This is a genomic window from Parvularcula oceani, assembly GCF_000733125.1.
Classification (GTDB): Bacteria; Pseudomonadota; Alphaproteobacteria; order Caulobacterales; family Parvularculaceae; genus Parvularcula; species Parvularcula oceani.
The window spans coordinates 101,211-116,339 of sequence record NZ_JPHU01000011.1 but is presented as its reverse complement, the minus strand read 5'-3'; the positions used below and the strand labels follow the sequence as shown (position 1 = coordinate 116,339).

General features: G+C 68.5%; 13 protein-coding genes and 1 tRNA gene. 9 read left to right on the top strand and 5 right to left on the bottom strand.

The window, feature by feature from the left end:
* Positions 1-11: 11 nt before the first annotated feature.
* The gene (locus IE88_RS0112285; RefSeq protein WP_031554888.1) at positions 12-1,607 is read left to right on the top strand and encodes a rhamnogalacturonidase; all 1,596 of its coding nucleotides are present in this window, start codon (positions 12-14) and stop codon (positions 1,605-1,607) included.
* A 62-nt stretch (positions 1,608-1,669) separates the two neighbouring features.
* Here the strand turns inward: IE88_RS0112285 and IE88_RS0112280 are convergent.
* Positions 1,670-1,743, bottom strand: a tRNA-Gly gene (locus tag IE88_RS0112280).
* Between the two features lie 62 nt (positions 1,744-1,805).
* Here IE88_RS0112280 and IE88_RS0112275 point away from each other — a divergent pair.
* Positions 1,806-2,459 carry a DUF938 domain-containing protein gene (locus IE88_RS0112275; protein WP_031554886.1) on the top strand — a complete coding sequence of 218 codons (654 nt, stop codon included), beginning with the start codon at positions 1,806-1,808 and terminating at the stop codon, positions 2,457-2,459.
* A 7-nt stretch (positions 2,460-2,466) separates the two neighbouring features.
* On the opposite strand, the gene IE88_RS0112270 is transcribed toward IE88_RS0112275, so the two are convergent.
* Positions 2,467-4,752, bottom strand: coding sequence for a tetratricopeptide repeat protein (locus IE88_RS0112270; RefSeq protein WP_156032587.1), 2,286 nt, complete (start codon positions 4,750-4,752; stop codon positions 2,467-2,469).
* A gap of 264 nt (positions 4,753-5,016) precedes the next feature.
* On the opposite strand from IE88_RS0112270, the gene IE88_RS0112265 reads away from it, so the two are divergent.
* Positions 5,017-6,804: an acyl-CoA dehydrogenase C-terminal domain-containing protein gene (locus IE88_RS0112265; RefSeq protein ID WP_031554882.1), complete on the top strand. Its 1,788-nt coding sequence runs from the start codon at positions 5,017-5,019 to the stop codon at positions 6,802-6,804.
* Between the two features lie 58 nt (positions 6,805-6,862).
* Here IE88_RS0112265 and IE88_RS0112260 read toward each other — a convergent pair whose 3' ends face one another.
* Both IE88_RS0112260 and IE88_RS0112255 read right to left on the bottom strand, forming a co-directional pair.
* Positions 6,863-8,905 carry a S9 family peptidase gene (locus IE88_RS0112260; RefSeq protein ID WP_036767179.1) on the bottom strand — a complete coding sequence of 681 codons (2,043 nt, stop codon included), beginning with the start codon at positions 8,903-8,905 and terminating at the stop codon, positions 6,863-6,865.
* A gap of 185 nt (positions 8,906-9,090) precedes the next feature.
* A complete protein-coding gene (locus IE88_RS0112255; RefSeq protein WP_031554879.1) occupies positions 9,091-9,750 on the bottom strand; it encodes a YiaD family glycine zipper/OmpA-like lipoprotein in 660 nt (219 codons plus the stop codon).
* A gap of 169 nt (positions 9,751-9,919) precedes the next feature.
* Here IE88_RS0112255 and IE88_RS0112250 point away from each other — a divergent pair, with 169 nt between their 5' ends.
* Together IE88_RS0112250 and rsmD are read left to right on the top strand one after the other, a co-directional pair.
* Entirely contained in the window at positions 9,920-10,702 is a 783-nt protein-coding gene (locus IE88_RS0112250) for a pseudouridine synthase (protein WP_031554878.1), read from the top strand.
* A complete protein-coding gene (rsmD, locus tag IE88_RS0112245; protein ID WP_031554877.1) occupies positions 10,702-11,265 on the top strand; it encodes a 16S rRNA (guanine(966)-N(2))-methyltransferase RsmD in 564 nt (187 codons plus the stop codon). Before IE88_RS0112250 ends, rsmD begins: the two co-directional genes overlap by 1 nt.
* A gap of 7 nt (positions 11,266-11,272) precedes the next feature.
* On the opposite strand, the gene IE88_RS0112240 is transcribed toward rsmD, so the two are convergent.
* A complete protein-coding gene (locus tag IE88_RS0112240) occupies positions 11,273-11,992 on the bottom strand; it encodes a metallophosphoesterase family protein (protein WP_156032586.1) in 720 nt (239 codons plus the stop codon).
* A gap of 134 nt (positions 11,993-12,126) precedes the next feature.
* Here IE88_RS0112240 and galE point away from each other — a divergent pair, with 134 nt between their 5' ends.
* From galE to IE88_RS0112220, 4 genes are read left to right on the top strand one after another with little or no spacing between them, the layout of a single operon-like run.
* Entirely contained in the window at positions 12,127-13,125 is a 999-nt protein-coding gene (gene galE, locus IE88_RS0112235; protein WP_031554874.1) for a UDP-glucose 4-epimerase GalE, read from the top strand.
* Between the two features lie 2 nt (positions 13,126-13,127).
* The gene (locus IE88_RS17465) at positions 13,128-13,553 is read left to right on the top strand and encodes a VanZ family protein (protein ID WP_051882097.1); all 426 of its coding nucleotides are present in this window, start codon (positions 13,128-13,130) and stop codon (positions 13,551-13,553) included.
* A gap of 2 nt (positions 13,554-13,555) precedes the next feature.
* Positions 13,556-14,293 carry a 3-deoxy-manno-octulosonate cytidylyltransferase gene (locus IE88_RS0112225; RefSeq protein ID WP_238319309.1) on the top strand — a complete coding sequence of 246 codons (738 nt, stop codon included), beginning with the start codon at positions 13,556-13,558 and terminating at the stop codon, positions 14,291-14,293.
* Positions 14,290-15,117: an alpha/beta hydrolase fold domain-containing protein gene (locus IE88_RS0112220; RefSeq protein ID WP_051882095.1), complete on the top strand. Its 828-nt coding sequence runs from the start codon at positions 14,290-14,292 to the stop codon at positions 15,115-15,117. The genes IE88_RS0112225 and IE88_RS0112220 overlap by 4 nt, the downstream gene beginning before the upstream one ends.
* The last annotated feature ends 12 nt before the right edge of the window (positions 15,118-15,129 follow it).

Below are 15,129 nucleotides of genomic sequence, written 5' to 3'. Positions count from 1 at the left end.
GGAGACCGAGAATGATCGACAGACGAAAGATGCTGCTCGCCGGGGGCATGGGCCTCGCCGCCACGGGCGCGGGCCGGGCGCTCGGCGCGCAGCCTTCGCGCCCTGGCGAAGGAGACGCCCCCGAAGCTAGCGTCGACGTGCGCCATTTCGGCGCCGTCGGCGACGGCACGACCATCGACACGCCCGCCGTGAACAGGGCCATCGACCATTGCGCCGCCATGGGCGGGGGCACGGTCGTGTTCCCGGCCGGGCGCTATGCCTGCTATACGGTCCGCCTCAAGAGCAATGTCACCCTGCATCTGGGCCAGGGAGCGGTCCTCCTCGCCGCGCCCAATCCCGAGCCGGGCGGGCGCGGCTACGACCATCCCGAACCGATCGATCCGGCGATCAGCGGCTATCAGGATTTCGGCCACTCGCATTTCCGGAACAGCCTGGTCTGGGGTGAAGGCCTCCACGACATCGCGATCACCGGGCCGGGCCTCATCGACGGAACGAACCTCTCCCGGGGCGACGGCTCCTACGGCTATATGGACGACCTCCACCACCCGGGGACGGGCAACAAGGCCATCGCCTTCAAGGAATGCCGCAACGTCCTGCTGCGCGACTTCCGCGTCTACAGGGGCGGCTGGTTCGCCCTGCTCGCGACGGGCGTGGACACGCTGACGATCCACAACCTGATCGTCGACACGACCCGCGACGGCTTCGACATCGATGCCTGCCGCAATGTCCGCGTCACCGACTGCACCGTCAATTCGCCCTGGGATGACGGCATCTGCCTCAAGAGCTCCTACGCTCTCGGCCATGCCCGCCCCTGCGAGAACGTGACGATCACCGGCTGCTACGTGACCGGCAATTACGAGATCGGCTCCGTTCTCGACGGCACCTGGCGGAAGATGCCGGCCTCCTTCGCTCCGCAGGTCCACGGACGGATCAAGTTCGGCACGGAGAGCAATGGCGGCTTCAAGAACATCACCATCACCGGCTGCGTCTTCGAGGACAGCCAGGGCTTCGCGCTCGAAACGGTGGATGGCGGCGACCTGGAGGACGTCACCATCGCCAACTGCACCATGCGGAACAATTTCAGCTCGCCCTTCTTCCTCCGGCTCGGACGCAGGATGCGGGGCCCCAAGGACGCCACGATCGCCAAGCTGCGGCGCGTCCTGATCAGCAATGTGACGAGCTACAATTCGGTCGCCGTCCTTCCCTCGATCATCGCAGGCATTCCCGGCCACCCGGTCGAGGACGTGAAGATCGCCGATGTCTACCTTCACCAAGAAGGCGGCGCCCCCGCAAAGCTGGCCGAGCGCCAGCCCCCGCTCGAGGAACTCGGCTATCCCGAGCCGAACATGTTCGGCGACCTCCCCGCCACCGGCTTCTATATCCGCGACGCGCGGAACGTGGAGATGTCGAATATCGAGGTCGCGCTCGCCAATGCCGACCCCCGGCCGGCCTTCTGGCTCCGCGATGTCGACAGGGCCGATTTCTTCCGCCTGCGCCTGCCGGAGGGACCGGCCTTCCGCCTCCAGGACGTACAGCGCTTCAGGAGCTTCGGAAGCTACGACCGCGAAGACCGGCGCATCGCGCGAGCGGAAAGAATGATCTTCTGAAGGAAGCGGGTAGGCGGCCGAGCCGCTCACCCGGCCTCTGCGGGATGTCGCGACGCGGCGAGTGGAGCGGGTAGCGAGAATCGAACTCGCGCGTTCAGCTTGGGAAGCTGACAGGCTACCACTACATCATACCCGCAGCGCCGACGCGGAGATTGCGCTTGGCGGCGGCTCTCTGTCAACGCGGAAAAAAGGGGCTTCATGGGACCGGACGAGACACCCGTCGCGCTCGAGGAGCGGTCGAGAGAGGCCGACAGGCTTCATAGCCCGTCAGTCGCGCGCAACAGCGAGCCGATCCGCGCCGTCTATGAACGGACGATGCCTGTGGAGGGTCTGGTTCTCGAAATCGCATCGGGAACCGGGCAGCATGCGGCCGCCCTGTGCACCGCCTTTCCCGCGCTTCGCTGGCAGCCCTCCGACATCGATCCCGCATCCTTGCGGAGCATCGCCGCCTGGGCGGATCGCGGAGGCGGGGAGCGGGTGGCGCCGCCGCTCGAACTCGACGTGACGGCGCCGGGCTGGTGGCAGGCCGTTCCCGCCGCGCCAGAGGGCATCGTCTGCATCAACATGATCCACATCGCGCCGCGCAGCGCGGCGGAGGGACTGTTCAGAGGCGCTGGCGCGCTCCTGCGTCCGGGCAGCCGGCTGTTCCTATACGGACCGTTCTCGCGGCGCGGGGCCATGGCGCCGAGCAATGCGCGCTTTTCGGAGTCCCTCCGGTCACGCGACCCCGCCTGGGGCGTTCGGGATCTCGACGATCACATCCAGCCGCTCGCCGCGCAATTCGGGTTGGCGCTCGAAGCGGTGTCCGAAATGCCGGCGAACAATCTCGCCGTGATCTTCGAGAAGGGCTGACGGCCCGTCAGTTGTTGATCTGCGTGCCGTCATTGGTGGCGGAATTCATCGCGAGCCGTTCCCAGGCCGCCACTTCCGCATCGATCTCGGCGACCTTTTCGGGCGTCAGCCGCGCGGCCACCGCCTGGGCATCCTGCTGAGCGGGCGCATCGCCCTGGCTGCCCGCGAGCGCGTACCAGTAATAGGAGCGGGCCGCATCGCGTTCTTCCGTCGGCAGAGGGTTTCCGGGCGAGGCCGGATCGTAGAGATAGCCCAGATTGTACATGGAATCGACGACGCCATAGCTCGCCGCCCGGTCGAACCAGTCGAGCGCGGCCGTCATGTTCTGGCCGCCTGCGGGATCCTGTATGGCGATGGTGCCGAGGCGGTGCATCGCCTTCACATTGCCCGACAGAGCGGCGTCCTGGAACCAGCGCTTGGCGCGCGACAGGTCGGTGGGCACGCCGAGCCCGTTGAAATAGGCATTGCCCACCTCGTACCAGGCCGGAACGTAGTTCTCTGCCGCGGCCTCGCGGATCAGGGCCAGAGCCTCGGCGGCTTCCTGGTCATTGGTCGCGGCGGCCTGCTGGCGGAGCCCTTCGCGGTAGAGGGCGGCGGCATCGACAGCGGCGGGCGCCTCGATCGGGGCGGGCGCCGGCGCGCCGGGCGTGCCGTTGCGGGAGGCGGCAGGCACCGCCTCTGCGGGCTCTGAGACCGGTGCGCCGCGGAAGTCGCCGAAGAAGACCGCGCCGGCCGCGGCCACGCCGAGGAGAAGCGCGCCGGCCAGGGCGATGGTGGCGCCGCCGATCCGGCGGTTCCGGGCGGGCGCGGCGTCGGGCCGGTCCCGCAGCGCCGAGCGCTCCTCGCCCTCTTCGATCTCGGGAAGGCTCTCGCCCATCTCGAGCTGCGCCGCACGGGCGGGCTCATCCACGGCCGCTGGCGCAGCCGCCGCCTCGCCGCCGCCGGTTCCGCCATCCCGCTCGGCCTGAAGCCGCTTCTGGCGGACCTTGGCCGCCAGCAGAACCTTCTGCTGCGGGGTCAGCTTGTCGAGGCTGCTGCGCCCGGCATCGTCCTCGGGCATATTGCCGAGCGGCGCCGTCGTCTGGGGATCGGCTTCGGCGCGCAAGGGCTGGCTCGGCTCGGTCGAGCCGAAGACCGCATCGAATTCGGCGTCGCCCGGATCGACGTCGCCATCGAGGGAATCCGCGGCGAGCGGCAGGGGGCGGGGCTCATCGTCCCACTCTTCCCCATCGGCCGGAGAGGTCGCCGCGACCGCCCCCTCCGGCTCAGGCTTTCCCTCGAGGCGCGCCATCATGCTCTCATAGGAGCGCTGCAGCGCCGAGACCTTCCTCTCCGCCTCCTGAGCGGCCTCCGCCAGGCTGCCGCCAAGAGAGACCTGCGCGCCTTCCGGCCCGGTGACCGCGTGGCGGAGCGCATCGAGGGAGGCTGCGACTTCGCCGATCCCTTCCGCGCTGCGATGCTCGGCGGCCTCGATCTTCTCGGACAGGCGGGAGACCATGTCCTCGACGCTGCGGATCTGGTCGCCCGAGCGCTTGATCTCGTTTCCGAGGATCTGGAGGCGCGCCGAGGTGCGCTCGACGAATTCGGCATCGGTCGAATTCGCGGCCTCCTGCGCCTCTGCGAGAACCTCCCGCGCGCTTTCCTCGGTCTTGTCGAGCCTGAGGCCGACCGCGTCGATCGCTTCGTAGACTTCCGAAAAGCCGGCGGTCAGGCGGCTGTCGAGGACCTCGACCCTGTCGGAGAGCGCCGCGACCGTCTCTTCGTTCTGCGCGACCCGCTCCAGCGTTTCCGTGCGGGTGTTCTCCAGCGCCTCGACCATGTGGGTCAGGGCGCCTTCGAGCGCCTTGAGCCCCGCGACCCGGCTCTTGTCGCCCTCGCCGCGCTCGAGCTTCTCGAGGCGCCCGGCAAGCGCGGCATCGGCCCCTTCGGCCCGCTCCCGCTCCAGCCGCTTGATCCGCTCGAAGACGGTCTCGAGCCCCTGGTTCAGGCCGCCCACGACCTGCCGGGACTTTTCTTCGGTATCCTTGAGCCCCTCTTCGGTCGACTTGAGACGCTCATTGAGGCGGTTCAGGCTGTCCACGACCGCCCGCAGCTGATCGGTGGTGACGCCGGTCCGCGCGCCGCTTTCGGCAGCAGGCGCGTCGGCGGCCCGTTCGCCGCCCTCACCGACCTCGCGGATCGTCCGGTTCATCCACTCGCCGAGGGTCATGCCGGCCTCGCGCGCGGCCTTCTTGGCGACCGCCCTCGCCTCCGGATCGATTCCCTTCACGCTCCACGGTACGTTGGACTTCATGGTGCCCCTTCGATTCGCGCGCGGCGGCGCCCGAGTTATCCCCAGGCTCAGCCCTTGAATCTTCATTGGGTTAAGCTGCTTTCCACGCAGAGTGAAGAGTCAGGGTTAATAAAATCATAAGCTCTGTTAACGGCAGGCGAACAGCCCCGCGCGCAGCGCGACGATGCGCGTTGTTTGCCCGCGGGCCTGGCTGCGCTAGAGCGGGGCACGAAGTTTGAAAACGCGGTATCGCCGAGCGCGAGACCGCAAGCCGGAGAACCGTTCATGCCGATCTACGAAGCGCCCACGCGAGACATGCAGTTCCTTCTGCACGACGTCCTGAAGCTGCAGAACTACTCGAACCTGCCCGGCTTCGGCGAGGCGACGCCGGATGTGATCGACGCCTTCCTCGAAGAAGCGGCCAAATGGCACCGCGACGTTCTCGCGCCGCTCAACCGCACGGGCGACCTCGAAGGCTGCACGCGGCACGAGGACGGCTCGGTGACGACGCCGACCGGCTTCAAGGAAGCCTACCAGCAGTTCTGCGAGAACGGCTTCAAGTCGATCGCGATGGATCCCGAATATGGCGGCCAGGGCCTGCCCCTCACGCTCGCCTATGCGATCAACGAGATGACCTCGGCCGCCAACCAGGCCTTCGCGATGTATCCCGGGCTCTCCGCCGGCGCCTGGCACGCCATCCACCAGAACGCCTCCGACGAGCAGAAGCGCACCTATCTGCCGCCCATGACCGAGGGGCGCTGGACCGGCACGATGAACCTGACCGAGCCCCAATGCGGCACGGATCTCGGCCTCATCCGCACCAAGGCGGTGCCGCAGGACGACGGGACCTACAAGATCTCGGGCCAGAAGATCTGGATCTCGGCCGGCGAGCACGACATGTCCGAGAACATCATCCATCTCGTCCTGGCCCGGATCGAAGGCGCTCCCGAGGGGATCAAGGGCATCTCGCTCTTCATCGTGCCGAAATTCATGGTGGGTGAGGACGGCTCCGTCGGCGAGCGCAACGGCGTGTCCTGCGGCGGCCTCGAAGAGAAGATGGGCATTCACGGCAATGCCACCTGCGTCATGAACTATGACGAGGCGACCGGCTTCCTCGTGGGCGAGGAGCACAAGGGCATGCGCGCCATGTTCGTGATGATGAACGAGGCGCGCCTGGGCGTCGGCCTCCAGGGCCTCGCCGCGGCCGAGGTCGCCCAGCAGAACGCCGCCATGTTCGCCCGCGACCGCCTGCAGTCCCGCTCGGTCACCGGCGTGAAGGCGCCCGACAAGCCGGCCGATCCGATCATCGTGCACCCCGATGTACGCCGCATGCTGATGGACACCCGCGCCTTCACCGAAGGCGCGCGGGCCCTGACCTATTGGGCGGCGCTGCACGAGGACATGGTCCACAAGGCGCCCGACGAGACCGACCGCCAGCGCTCCAAGGACTACATGGCGCTCCTCACCCCGATCATCAAAGCCTATCAGACGCATAAGGGCCATCAGGGCGCGAACGACGCGCTGCAGGTCTTCGGCGGCTCGGGCTATTGCGAGGAATGGGGCATGAGCCAGTTCGTGCGCGATGTCCGCATCGCCATGATCTACGAAGGGACGAACGGCATCCAGGCGCTCGACCTCGTCGGCCGCAAGCTGATGGCCGAGGGCGGCCGCTACTGGCAGACCTTCTTCGCCGAGATCGACGCATGGTGCGAAGAGAACAAAGGCACCTCCGACGATCTCGACGCGCATATCGAGAAGCTCCTCGCCGCCAAGTCCGAGCTCGTCGAGGCGACCCAGTGGATGGGCATGAACGCCATGGCGAACTTCGACAATGCGGGCGCGGCGAGCCACGACTACCTGCACCTCTTCGGCCTGGTCGCGCTCGGCTATATGTGGGCGATGATGGCGAAGGAGGCCGAGGCGCATAAGGACGAAGACGATCCGTTCTATGCCAACAAGCTGATCACGGCGCGCTACTTCTTCGAGCGGGTCCTGCCCGAGACCACGGCGCATCTCGCCAAGCTCAAGACCGGCGCCGATACGATGATGGCGCTGCCCGCCGAAGCGTTCTGACCGGACGCTGTCCGAACGAGGAAAGGGCCGGACGGGCGACCGTCCGGCCCTTTTCGCATCAATTGGCCACTGTCGGCTCGAAATCCTCGAGCGCCGCTTGAAGGCCCGGCACGGCTTCGGCGCCCGACTCCACCGTCAGGCTCGACCCTTGAAGCGCGCTGCCCAGATCCTCGGCCCGCCCGCCAAGGCAGTTGTCGGCGAGGAAGCCCTCCATCACCGCGAAGAAGGCCTGGCTGTTCTCCGGCCGCGCGAAGCCGTGTCCTTCGTCGGGAAAGACGACATAGGTGACGGGCAGGTCCTTCTCCCGCATCGCGTCGACGATCTGCTCGGATTCGATCACCGTCACCCGCGGATCGTTCGCGCCCTGACCGATCAGGAGCGGCTTCGCGATCCGGTCCGCCCGCGTCAGGGGCGAGCGTTCGGTCGCCTGCTTGCGACCCTCCTCGGTGGACGGATCGCCGATACCCCTGTGGAAGGTCGCGTCGAGGAAGGGCTGCCAGTAGGGCGGGAAGCTCTCGATCAGGGTGACGAGATTGGACGGCCCCACGATATCGACGCCGCAGGCGAACTCGTCCGGCGTGAAGGTCAGGCCGACCAGCGTCGCATAGCCGCCATAGGACCCGCCGCCGATGGCGACCTGGTCCTCGCGGGCGATGCCCTGGTCGATGGCCCATTCCACCGCATCGATCAGGTCGTCATGCATCTTGCCCGCCCATTCGCCGTGCGAGGCGTTGATGAAGTCCTTCCCGAAGCCGGTCGAGCCGCGATAGTTCACCGACAGGACGGCGTAGCCCCTGTTGGCGAGCCACTGATGGATCGAGCTGTAGCCGAAGCTGTCCCGCGCCCAGGGGCCGCCATGAACCCAGAGGACGGTCGGCTGCGCCTCCTCCGGCATCCCGTCGCCGTCTTCATCCGTCCCCGGCGGCAATGTGTAATAGGAGACCAGCTCCATCCCGTCGCGCGAGGGGATCGTGACCGCCTGCATGGGCTGGAGCGGCGCGTCCTCGAGCGCGGGGCGCGTCGTGAACAGCTCCGATGCCTCGCCGCTCTCGCCGTCGAAGAGCCAGTAGCGGCCCGGCGCCTCGGGCGCGTCTTCCGCGACCATCCACATCCCGTTATCGCGGGTCTGGCTGACGATCTGGAAATCGCCTTCGAGCGCCGCGTCGAGCGCGTTCAGGCGCGCTTTGGTCTCATCGTCTAGCGCGGTCCAGCGCACGCGCTCCTTCTCGACGGCATAGGCCAGCGGCTCGTTCGTATCCGGGTGGAAGAGGACGTCCGAGACATCCGCCTCGTCCGACTGCGCGATCACCTCTTCCGTCTCGCCGGTCTCGGCATCGATCAGGACCAGCGCCGCCTTGTCGCGCCCGCGCGTGTCCAGCATGTAGAACCCGTCGCCTGCATCGTTGAACTGAAGAGCCGAACTCGCCAGCGCATCCTCCGGCGGCAGGCTCATCAGCGGCTCGGCCTCCTCTCCGCCCAGCGTGACGATGTCGAAGCCGCCGCCCGGCGTCTGGCGCAGGCCGAGGCGCAGGTTCAGCTCCTCGTCGGCAAGGAAGCCGGCATAGCCGTCATTCTCCCGCACCAGCCTGCGCTCGCCGGTCGCAAGATCGAGGGCGTAGACATCGTGGAGCGCCGGGTCGCGGTCATTGATGCCGATCAGCATCATGTCCGGCCGTTCATAGGAGCCGGCGACGATGGTGGCGCGGATGCCTTCGATCGGCGTGACGTCCTCGCTCTCGCCCGTTTCGGGATCGACCAAGAAGAGGTGGTAATTCTCGTCGCCGCCCGTATCGCGCTGATAGAGAAGCTGCTCGCCGTTCGGCGCCCAGCCGTGGAACTGGATACCCCGAGCGCTGTCCTCGGTGAGGGGCCGCGCCGCCTCGACATCGGTGCCGTCGGCGACCCAGACATTCATCACCCCCTCGCGCGGGGCGAGGAAGCTGACCCTGTCCCCGCCCGGCGACAGGCGCCCCTGCGCCCGTTCGGGATTGCCGAAGAAATCGGCCCGCGGAATGAGCGGCACGTCCTCCTGCGCAGCGGCAGGCAGAGCGGCGAGCGCGGCAGCAAGAGCCCCAAGCGCGGCAGTGGTGTCACGAAGCATGATCGTCTCTCCCCTTGAGAGCGGGCCTCGGCGCCCGCGTTCCTCTCCCTCGTCTCCTGCCTCAAGGGTATCCCGGCGCCCGCCGGGCGCAATCGCGGGGCGCAGCGGCGCCTGCTTTCCGCTGAAACGAAAACGGCCCGGCAGGGCGCCGGGCCGTTTCCTGTGTCATGGCCGCGAAAGGGAGTTCAGCTGGCGGTCATCGGCGTCAGCTGGATCTCCACCCGGCGGTTCTGCGCCCGGCCTTGATCGGTCGTGTTGGCCGCGATCGGCTGCGTCTCGCCATAGCCGAGCGCCCGGATGCGGGAGACGGCGACGCCTTCATTGGCGAGATAATTGCCGACGCTTTCGGCGCGCGCGATCGACAGGTTCAGGTTCGACTGATCGGACCCGACATCGTCCGTGTGGCCTTCGACCAGCACGTTGGTCCTGTCATATTTCTCGAGGACGCGCGCCACGCCGCCGAGGGTGGCGTAGAATTCGGGACGCACGCTGGCTTCCCCGGTCGGGAAGGTGATGTTGCCCGGCATGATGAGGTTGATGTTCTCGCCCTCGCGCTGGACGCGCACGCCGGTCGAAGCGAGCTCACGCCGCAGCTCCTGTTCCTGGCGGTCCATATAGACGCCGATGCCGCCGCCGAGCGCCGCGCCCGCCGCCGCGCCGGCCAGCGCCGCTTCGTCATCGCCGGCGATGGCGCCGATGACGCCGCCCGCGACAGCGCCGATGCCCGCGCCTTTCGATGTGTTGTTGATCTTGCGCTCGCCCGTATAGGGGTCCGTCGTCGTGCAGGCCGTGGTCAGGGCCATAGGCGCCGCGAGCGCGGCGATACCGATCATCAGTTTCTTCATTCCTGAGCTCCTCATCCCCTCTTTTCGAGATTTTGCCCAACTGCTTTTCATCGCCCCTCGCGAGCGACTTGCCGCGACCCTAACACGCAAAAGCGCATTTCCGCTCCTTACGCCCTCGCAGGATAGGCCGAGGCTTGCCGTTCCGCCTTCTCCGCCGTAGCGACGGGGAATGAACGACATTCCAACGAAGGATCACGACGGCGTGAATACGCCTTCGAAGGGCGAACGGATCGCGAAATTCCTCGCGCGGGCGGGCATCGCCTCCCGCCGCGAGGCCGAACGCCTCATCGCGCAGCGGCGGATCACGGTCGACGGCCAGACCCTCGACAGCCCCGCCTTCCTCGTCACCGGCGAGGAGGATATCCGCTTCGACGGCGACAGGGTCGGCGGCAAGGCGCCCGCGCGGCTGTGGCGCTATCACAAGCCCGACGGGCTGGTGACGACGCACAAGGATCCGCAGGGGCGCCCCACCGTCTTCGACGCGCTGCCCCCGGGCCTCGGCCGCGTCCTCTCGGTCGGGCGCCTCGACCTGACGACGGAAGGCCTGCTCCTCCTGACCAATGATGGCGGCCTGTCGCGCGCGCTCGAGCTGCCATCCAATGGCTGGCGGCGGCGCTACCGGGCGCGGGCCTACGGCCGGGTCGGGCAGGAGGCGCTCGATGCGCTGTCGGGCGGCGTTGAGATCGACGGGGTCCGCTACGGGCCGATCTCGGCCAAGCTCGACCAGGTCCAGGGCGGCAATGTCTGGATCACCCTGTCGATCACAGAGGGCAAGAACCGCGAGGTCCGCGCGATCCTGCGGCATCTGGGGCTGACGGTGAACCGGCTGATCCGCACGGCCTATGGCCCCTTCCAGCTCGGCGGCCTCGAAAAGGGCGCGGTCGAGGAGGTGCCGGGCAAGCAGCTGAAGGAGCAGCTCGGGGCGAAGCTCTCCGCGCAGCTCGGCCTCTGATGCGCGTCGTCGGCGGCAGGTTCGGCGGGCGGCCCCTGAAAGCCCCGAAAGGCATGGCCACGCGCCCGACCACCGACCGCACGCGCGAATCCCTCTTCAACATCCTCGCCCATCGCGAGGGGGTGGCGCTCGAAGGCGCGCGCGTCCTCGACCTCTTCGCGGGGTCGGGCGCGCTCGGCATCGAAACGATCAGCCGCGGCGGGGCGTTCTGCCTCTTCGTCGAGACCGCCTCCGCCGCGCGCGGCGCGATCCGCGAGAACTGCGAGACGCTGGGCCTGAACGGCATCACCCGCCTGCACCGCCGCTCCGCCACCAGCCTCGGCACGCGGCCGACAGGCATGGGCGGGCCTTTCACCCTCGCCTTTCTCGATCCGCCTTACGGGCAGGACCTCCTGCCCGCCGCCCTCGCATCCCTGCGCGACGGCGACTGGCTGGCAGCCGGCGCGCCGGTCATCGCAGAGCAGGGCAGGGCCGAGGCCGCACCGGAGGAGGCGGGCTTCGTCCTCGAGGACGAGCGCCTCTTCGGCGACACGGCGATCCGCTTCCTGCGAAGGGAGGGCTGACGCCCCTTCAGGTCGAAAGGAAGATCCGCTCTTCGCCATCGAGGCAGAGCGCGCTCAGCCGGGATGACCAGACCGCGCCGGTATCGACATTGACCCGCCAGGACAGGTCCTCGGGCGTGGGGACCGGGGTATGCCCGTGCACGACCACGAGATCGCCGAAGCGGTTCTTGCCCTTGCGGTAGAACGCATCCCGGATCCACAGCAGGTCGCGCTCTTCCTGCTCCTCGAGCGGTCTTTCGGGGTTCAGGCCGGCATGCACGAAGAGGTAGCGCCCCTCTCGATGAAAGAGCGGCAGGTCCATGAGGAGCGCGAAGTGGACGTCCGGCAGAGCCTCTGCGAGCCGCATCTGCAGCTCGGCGGGCTCCAGCGGCGGCGCGGCGGAGACGCCGTAGCTCGCCAGCGTCTCCTCTCCGCCCCAATGCAGCCACGCGGCCGCGGCCTCTCCCGCACCGAGGAAATCGAGCATGGCCTGCTCGTGATTGCCCTTGAGGAAGACGCTGTCCGGGCGGCGCGCCCTGAGCGCGAGCAGCGCGTCGAGCACGCCGCGGCTGTCCGGTCCCCGGTCGACATAGTCTCCGAGCAGCACGAAGCGGAGGCGGCGGCCGGCGAACCGCTCCTCGACCCGCTCGATGAGCCGGCGCAGGAGGTCCGCGCAGCCATGCACGTCCCCGATCGCCGCCAGAACCGCGTCATCGCGGCGTGCCCCGGATCCCATTGCATTCAGCATGTTGACAGTTTGCCGCACCAGCGCGGCAACGTCGAGGAACAAGCGCCGATTCGGGCGGAATTGCATGCCGGGCTTTGCGGATGGCCGCGATGCCTCTACGGGGGGGGTAGGGTTTCCGAGGGCACGAGGCGATCATGACCACGGCCGTGACAGGGGCTGCCGGATATCTGGGGACGCAGATGCTGCTGTCCCTGCGCGACAGAGGGCAGCCCGCGCTCGCCCTTAATGCCGGCGCGGCTTCGCTGCCGGCGCTCGACGACATGCCGGTCCACGATCTCGCAGCGCTGGATACCGACGGGCTCACCGCGCTCCTCCGCGCGCGGGAGGTTCGGGAGATCGTTCATTTCGCCGGCTCCGGCCAGGTCAACGGCTCGCTCGACGATCCCTTGCACGAATATGAGGACACCCTGCAGGAGGTGCTGCTGCTGGCCCGCGCGGCAACGCAGGCCGGTGTCGCGCGCTTCGTCTTGTCCTCGACGGCCTCGGTCTATGGCGTCCCCGACCGGATGCCGATCAAGGAAGAGACGCCGCTGCGGCCGATCTCTCCTTATGGCGCGGCCATGGGCATGGCCGAGCGCATCGTCTCCGACACGGCTGCCGCCGCTGGCTTCACCACGGCGACGCTGCGCTATTTCAACGTCGCAGGGGCCGACCCCCTGGGCCGTGCCGGAGAGACCGGGAAGCCGCGCCACCTGATCAAGGCCGCCGCGCAGATCGCGGTCGGCACGAGGGCAGAGCCCCTGCGCATTTACGGCGACGATTACGAAACGCCCGACGGCACTCCGATCCGGGATTACCTGCACGTCTCCGACATGGCCGATGCGCATATGGCCGCGCTCGACTATCTGCGGCGCGGCGGCCCCTCCGCGGTTCTCAATTGCGGCTATGGCGAAGGTGTCTCGGTGCGCGAGGTGGTTTCCGCGGTGGAGCGGGTGACCGGCCGCCCGCTGCCCACCGTCATCGCGCCACGGCGGCCGGGCGATCCGCCCCAGCTGATCGCGGACGATGCCAAGATCCGCACCCTGCTCGGCTGGGCGCCGCGCTTCGACGATATCGACCTGATCGTGCGCAGCGCGATCGAGTGGGAAGACACCCAGAAATCGGTTCCGGCCGAAGGCGAAACGGCAGCCTGACCATGCCCGCCATCCTGTCCGCCGCACTGCGGCTCCTGTCGGTCGTGCTCGCGCTCGGGATCGCTGCCCTCAGCCTGATGGCGAATCCGACGGATGCGACGGGCGGCGTCGATCCCGGCGCGATCCTGTCGCGCCTTCTCTTCGGTACGGAAGCTTATGGCGACAAGCTCTCGCACGGCTTCGTCTACGGCGTGCTCGGCCTAGTCGGCGTTCTCGCCTGGGCCCGTTCCCGGACGGGGCTGCTCGTCACGCTCCTCGTTCTTCTCGCCTATGGCGGCGGGATCGAGATCCTGCAGGCGCTGGGCGGTGTCCGCAGCGGCGATCCGCTGGACCTTGCCGCCAATGCGGCAGGGCTGATCTGCGGGGGCCTCGGCGCCTGGGCCCTGCTGCGCTTCGCCGCGCCTCGGCGGGCCGAGGTTCTGCCTTGAGCGTGCTGATCGTCATCCCGGCCCGCCATGCCTCCGTCCGGCTGCCGGGCAAGCCGCTCCTCGCAGAGACGGGAAAGCCGCTCATCCAGCACGTCTACGAGGCTGCGGCGCGGGTGCGCGGCGCGACGGTGCTCGTCGCGACGGATGATGCGCGCATCGAGCGCGCCGTTCTTGGCTTTGGCGGGGCGGCAGTGATGACCGATCCCGGCCATAGCACCGGCAGCGCCCGGGTGGCCGAGGCGGCGGCGGGAACTCCTGCGCGCATTATCGTCAACGTGCAGGGCGACGAGCCCGAACTCGAACCCGCCGCGATCGAGACGCTGATCGAGACCCACGAGCGGGCGCAGGCGAGTGCCCGCCCCGCCTTCGCCAGCACACTCGTCAGCGCCTTTCCGCAAGACGCCGATCCGGACGACCCCGACACGGTGAAGGCCGTTCTGTCGGAACCCGATGAAGACGGCCTCCGATCCGCCCTCTATTTCTCGCGCAGCCGGCTGCCCTTCCCGCGCGGCGAGGGCGCGGCGCCGCTCCTGCATATCGGCTCCTACGCCTTCTCGGCGGAAACGCTCCAGGCCTTTGCGAGGCTGCCCCGGACACCGCTCGAGCGGACCGAGAGCCTCGAACAGCTGCGCATTCTGGAACATGGGCACAGGATCGCGGCCGCCATCGTGCCGCCGGCCGCGCCCGGCATCGACACGCCCGCAGACTATGCCCGCTTCGTCGCGCGGCAGCGCCGATGACCGAGGAAGAGCTCGAAGCGCTGATCGCGGCGCATCCCGTAAAGGGCGATCCCGGCGCCATGCGGGAAGGCTTCGCAGCGCTTGCCGCAGCGGGAAGCCGGATGCGCGCCGTGCCGCGAAAGGACGTCGAGATCGGCGGTCACCGCGCAATCGTCCTCACCCCGGAACGGGCGACGGGGCGGCAGGTCCTCCACCTGCATGGCGGCGGCTACGTCTTCGGCTCGCCGAGAACCCATCTCGCCTTCGCAGCGGCACTGGCAGAAGAGGCGCAGGCCGAACTCGTGCTGCCGGCCTATCCGCTCGCGCCGGAGGCGCTCTGGCCCGCGCAGCGCGAGGCGGCCGCCGCGATCGCCGAAAGCCTCGGCGGCGAGATCGTGCTGTCCGGCGACAGCGCGGGCGGACATCTCGCCCTCAGCCTCGCTCTGCGCGGGATCAAGGCGAGAGGCCTCGCCCTGTTCTCTCCCAACACGGCTCGTGACTACGCCGAGAGCCGGAGCCGGCAGAGCACGCAGGATGCGATGAACGAGGCGGGGCAGGACGATGCCCTCGCCCGGCTCGCCTTTTCCGCCATCAGGCCCGAAGATCCAGAGCAGACCCTGCTGCTCCAGGATCTCTCGCGGCTGCCGCCACTGCATATCGATGTGGGAAGGCGGGAAGTGCTTCTGGACGACAGCCTGCGCCTTGCCCGCGCGGCGGCGCTGGCGGGAGTTCTCACCGAGCTTTGCGTGCGCGACGGCTTCCACCTGATCCAGCTCTTCGCGGGCCGCTACCCGGCGGCGGATGCCGCGATCGCGCGCGCAGGCGCCTGGATACGCGCCCTCTAGCCCCTCGCCCGG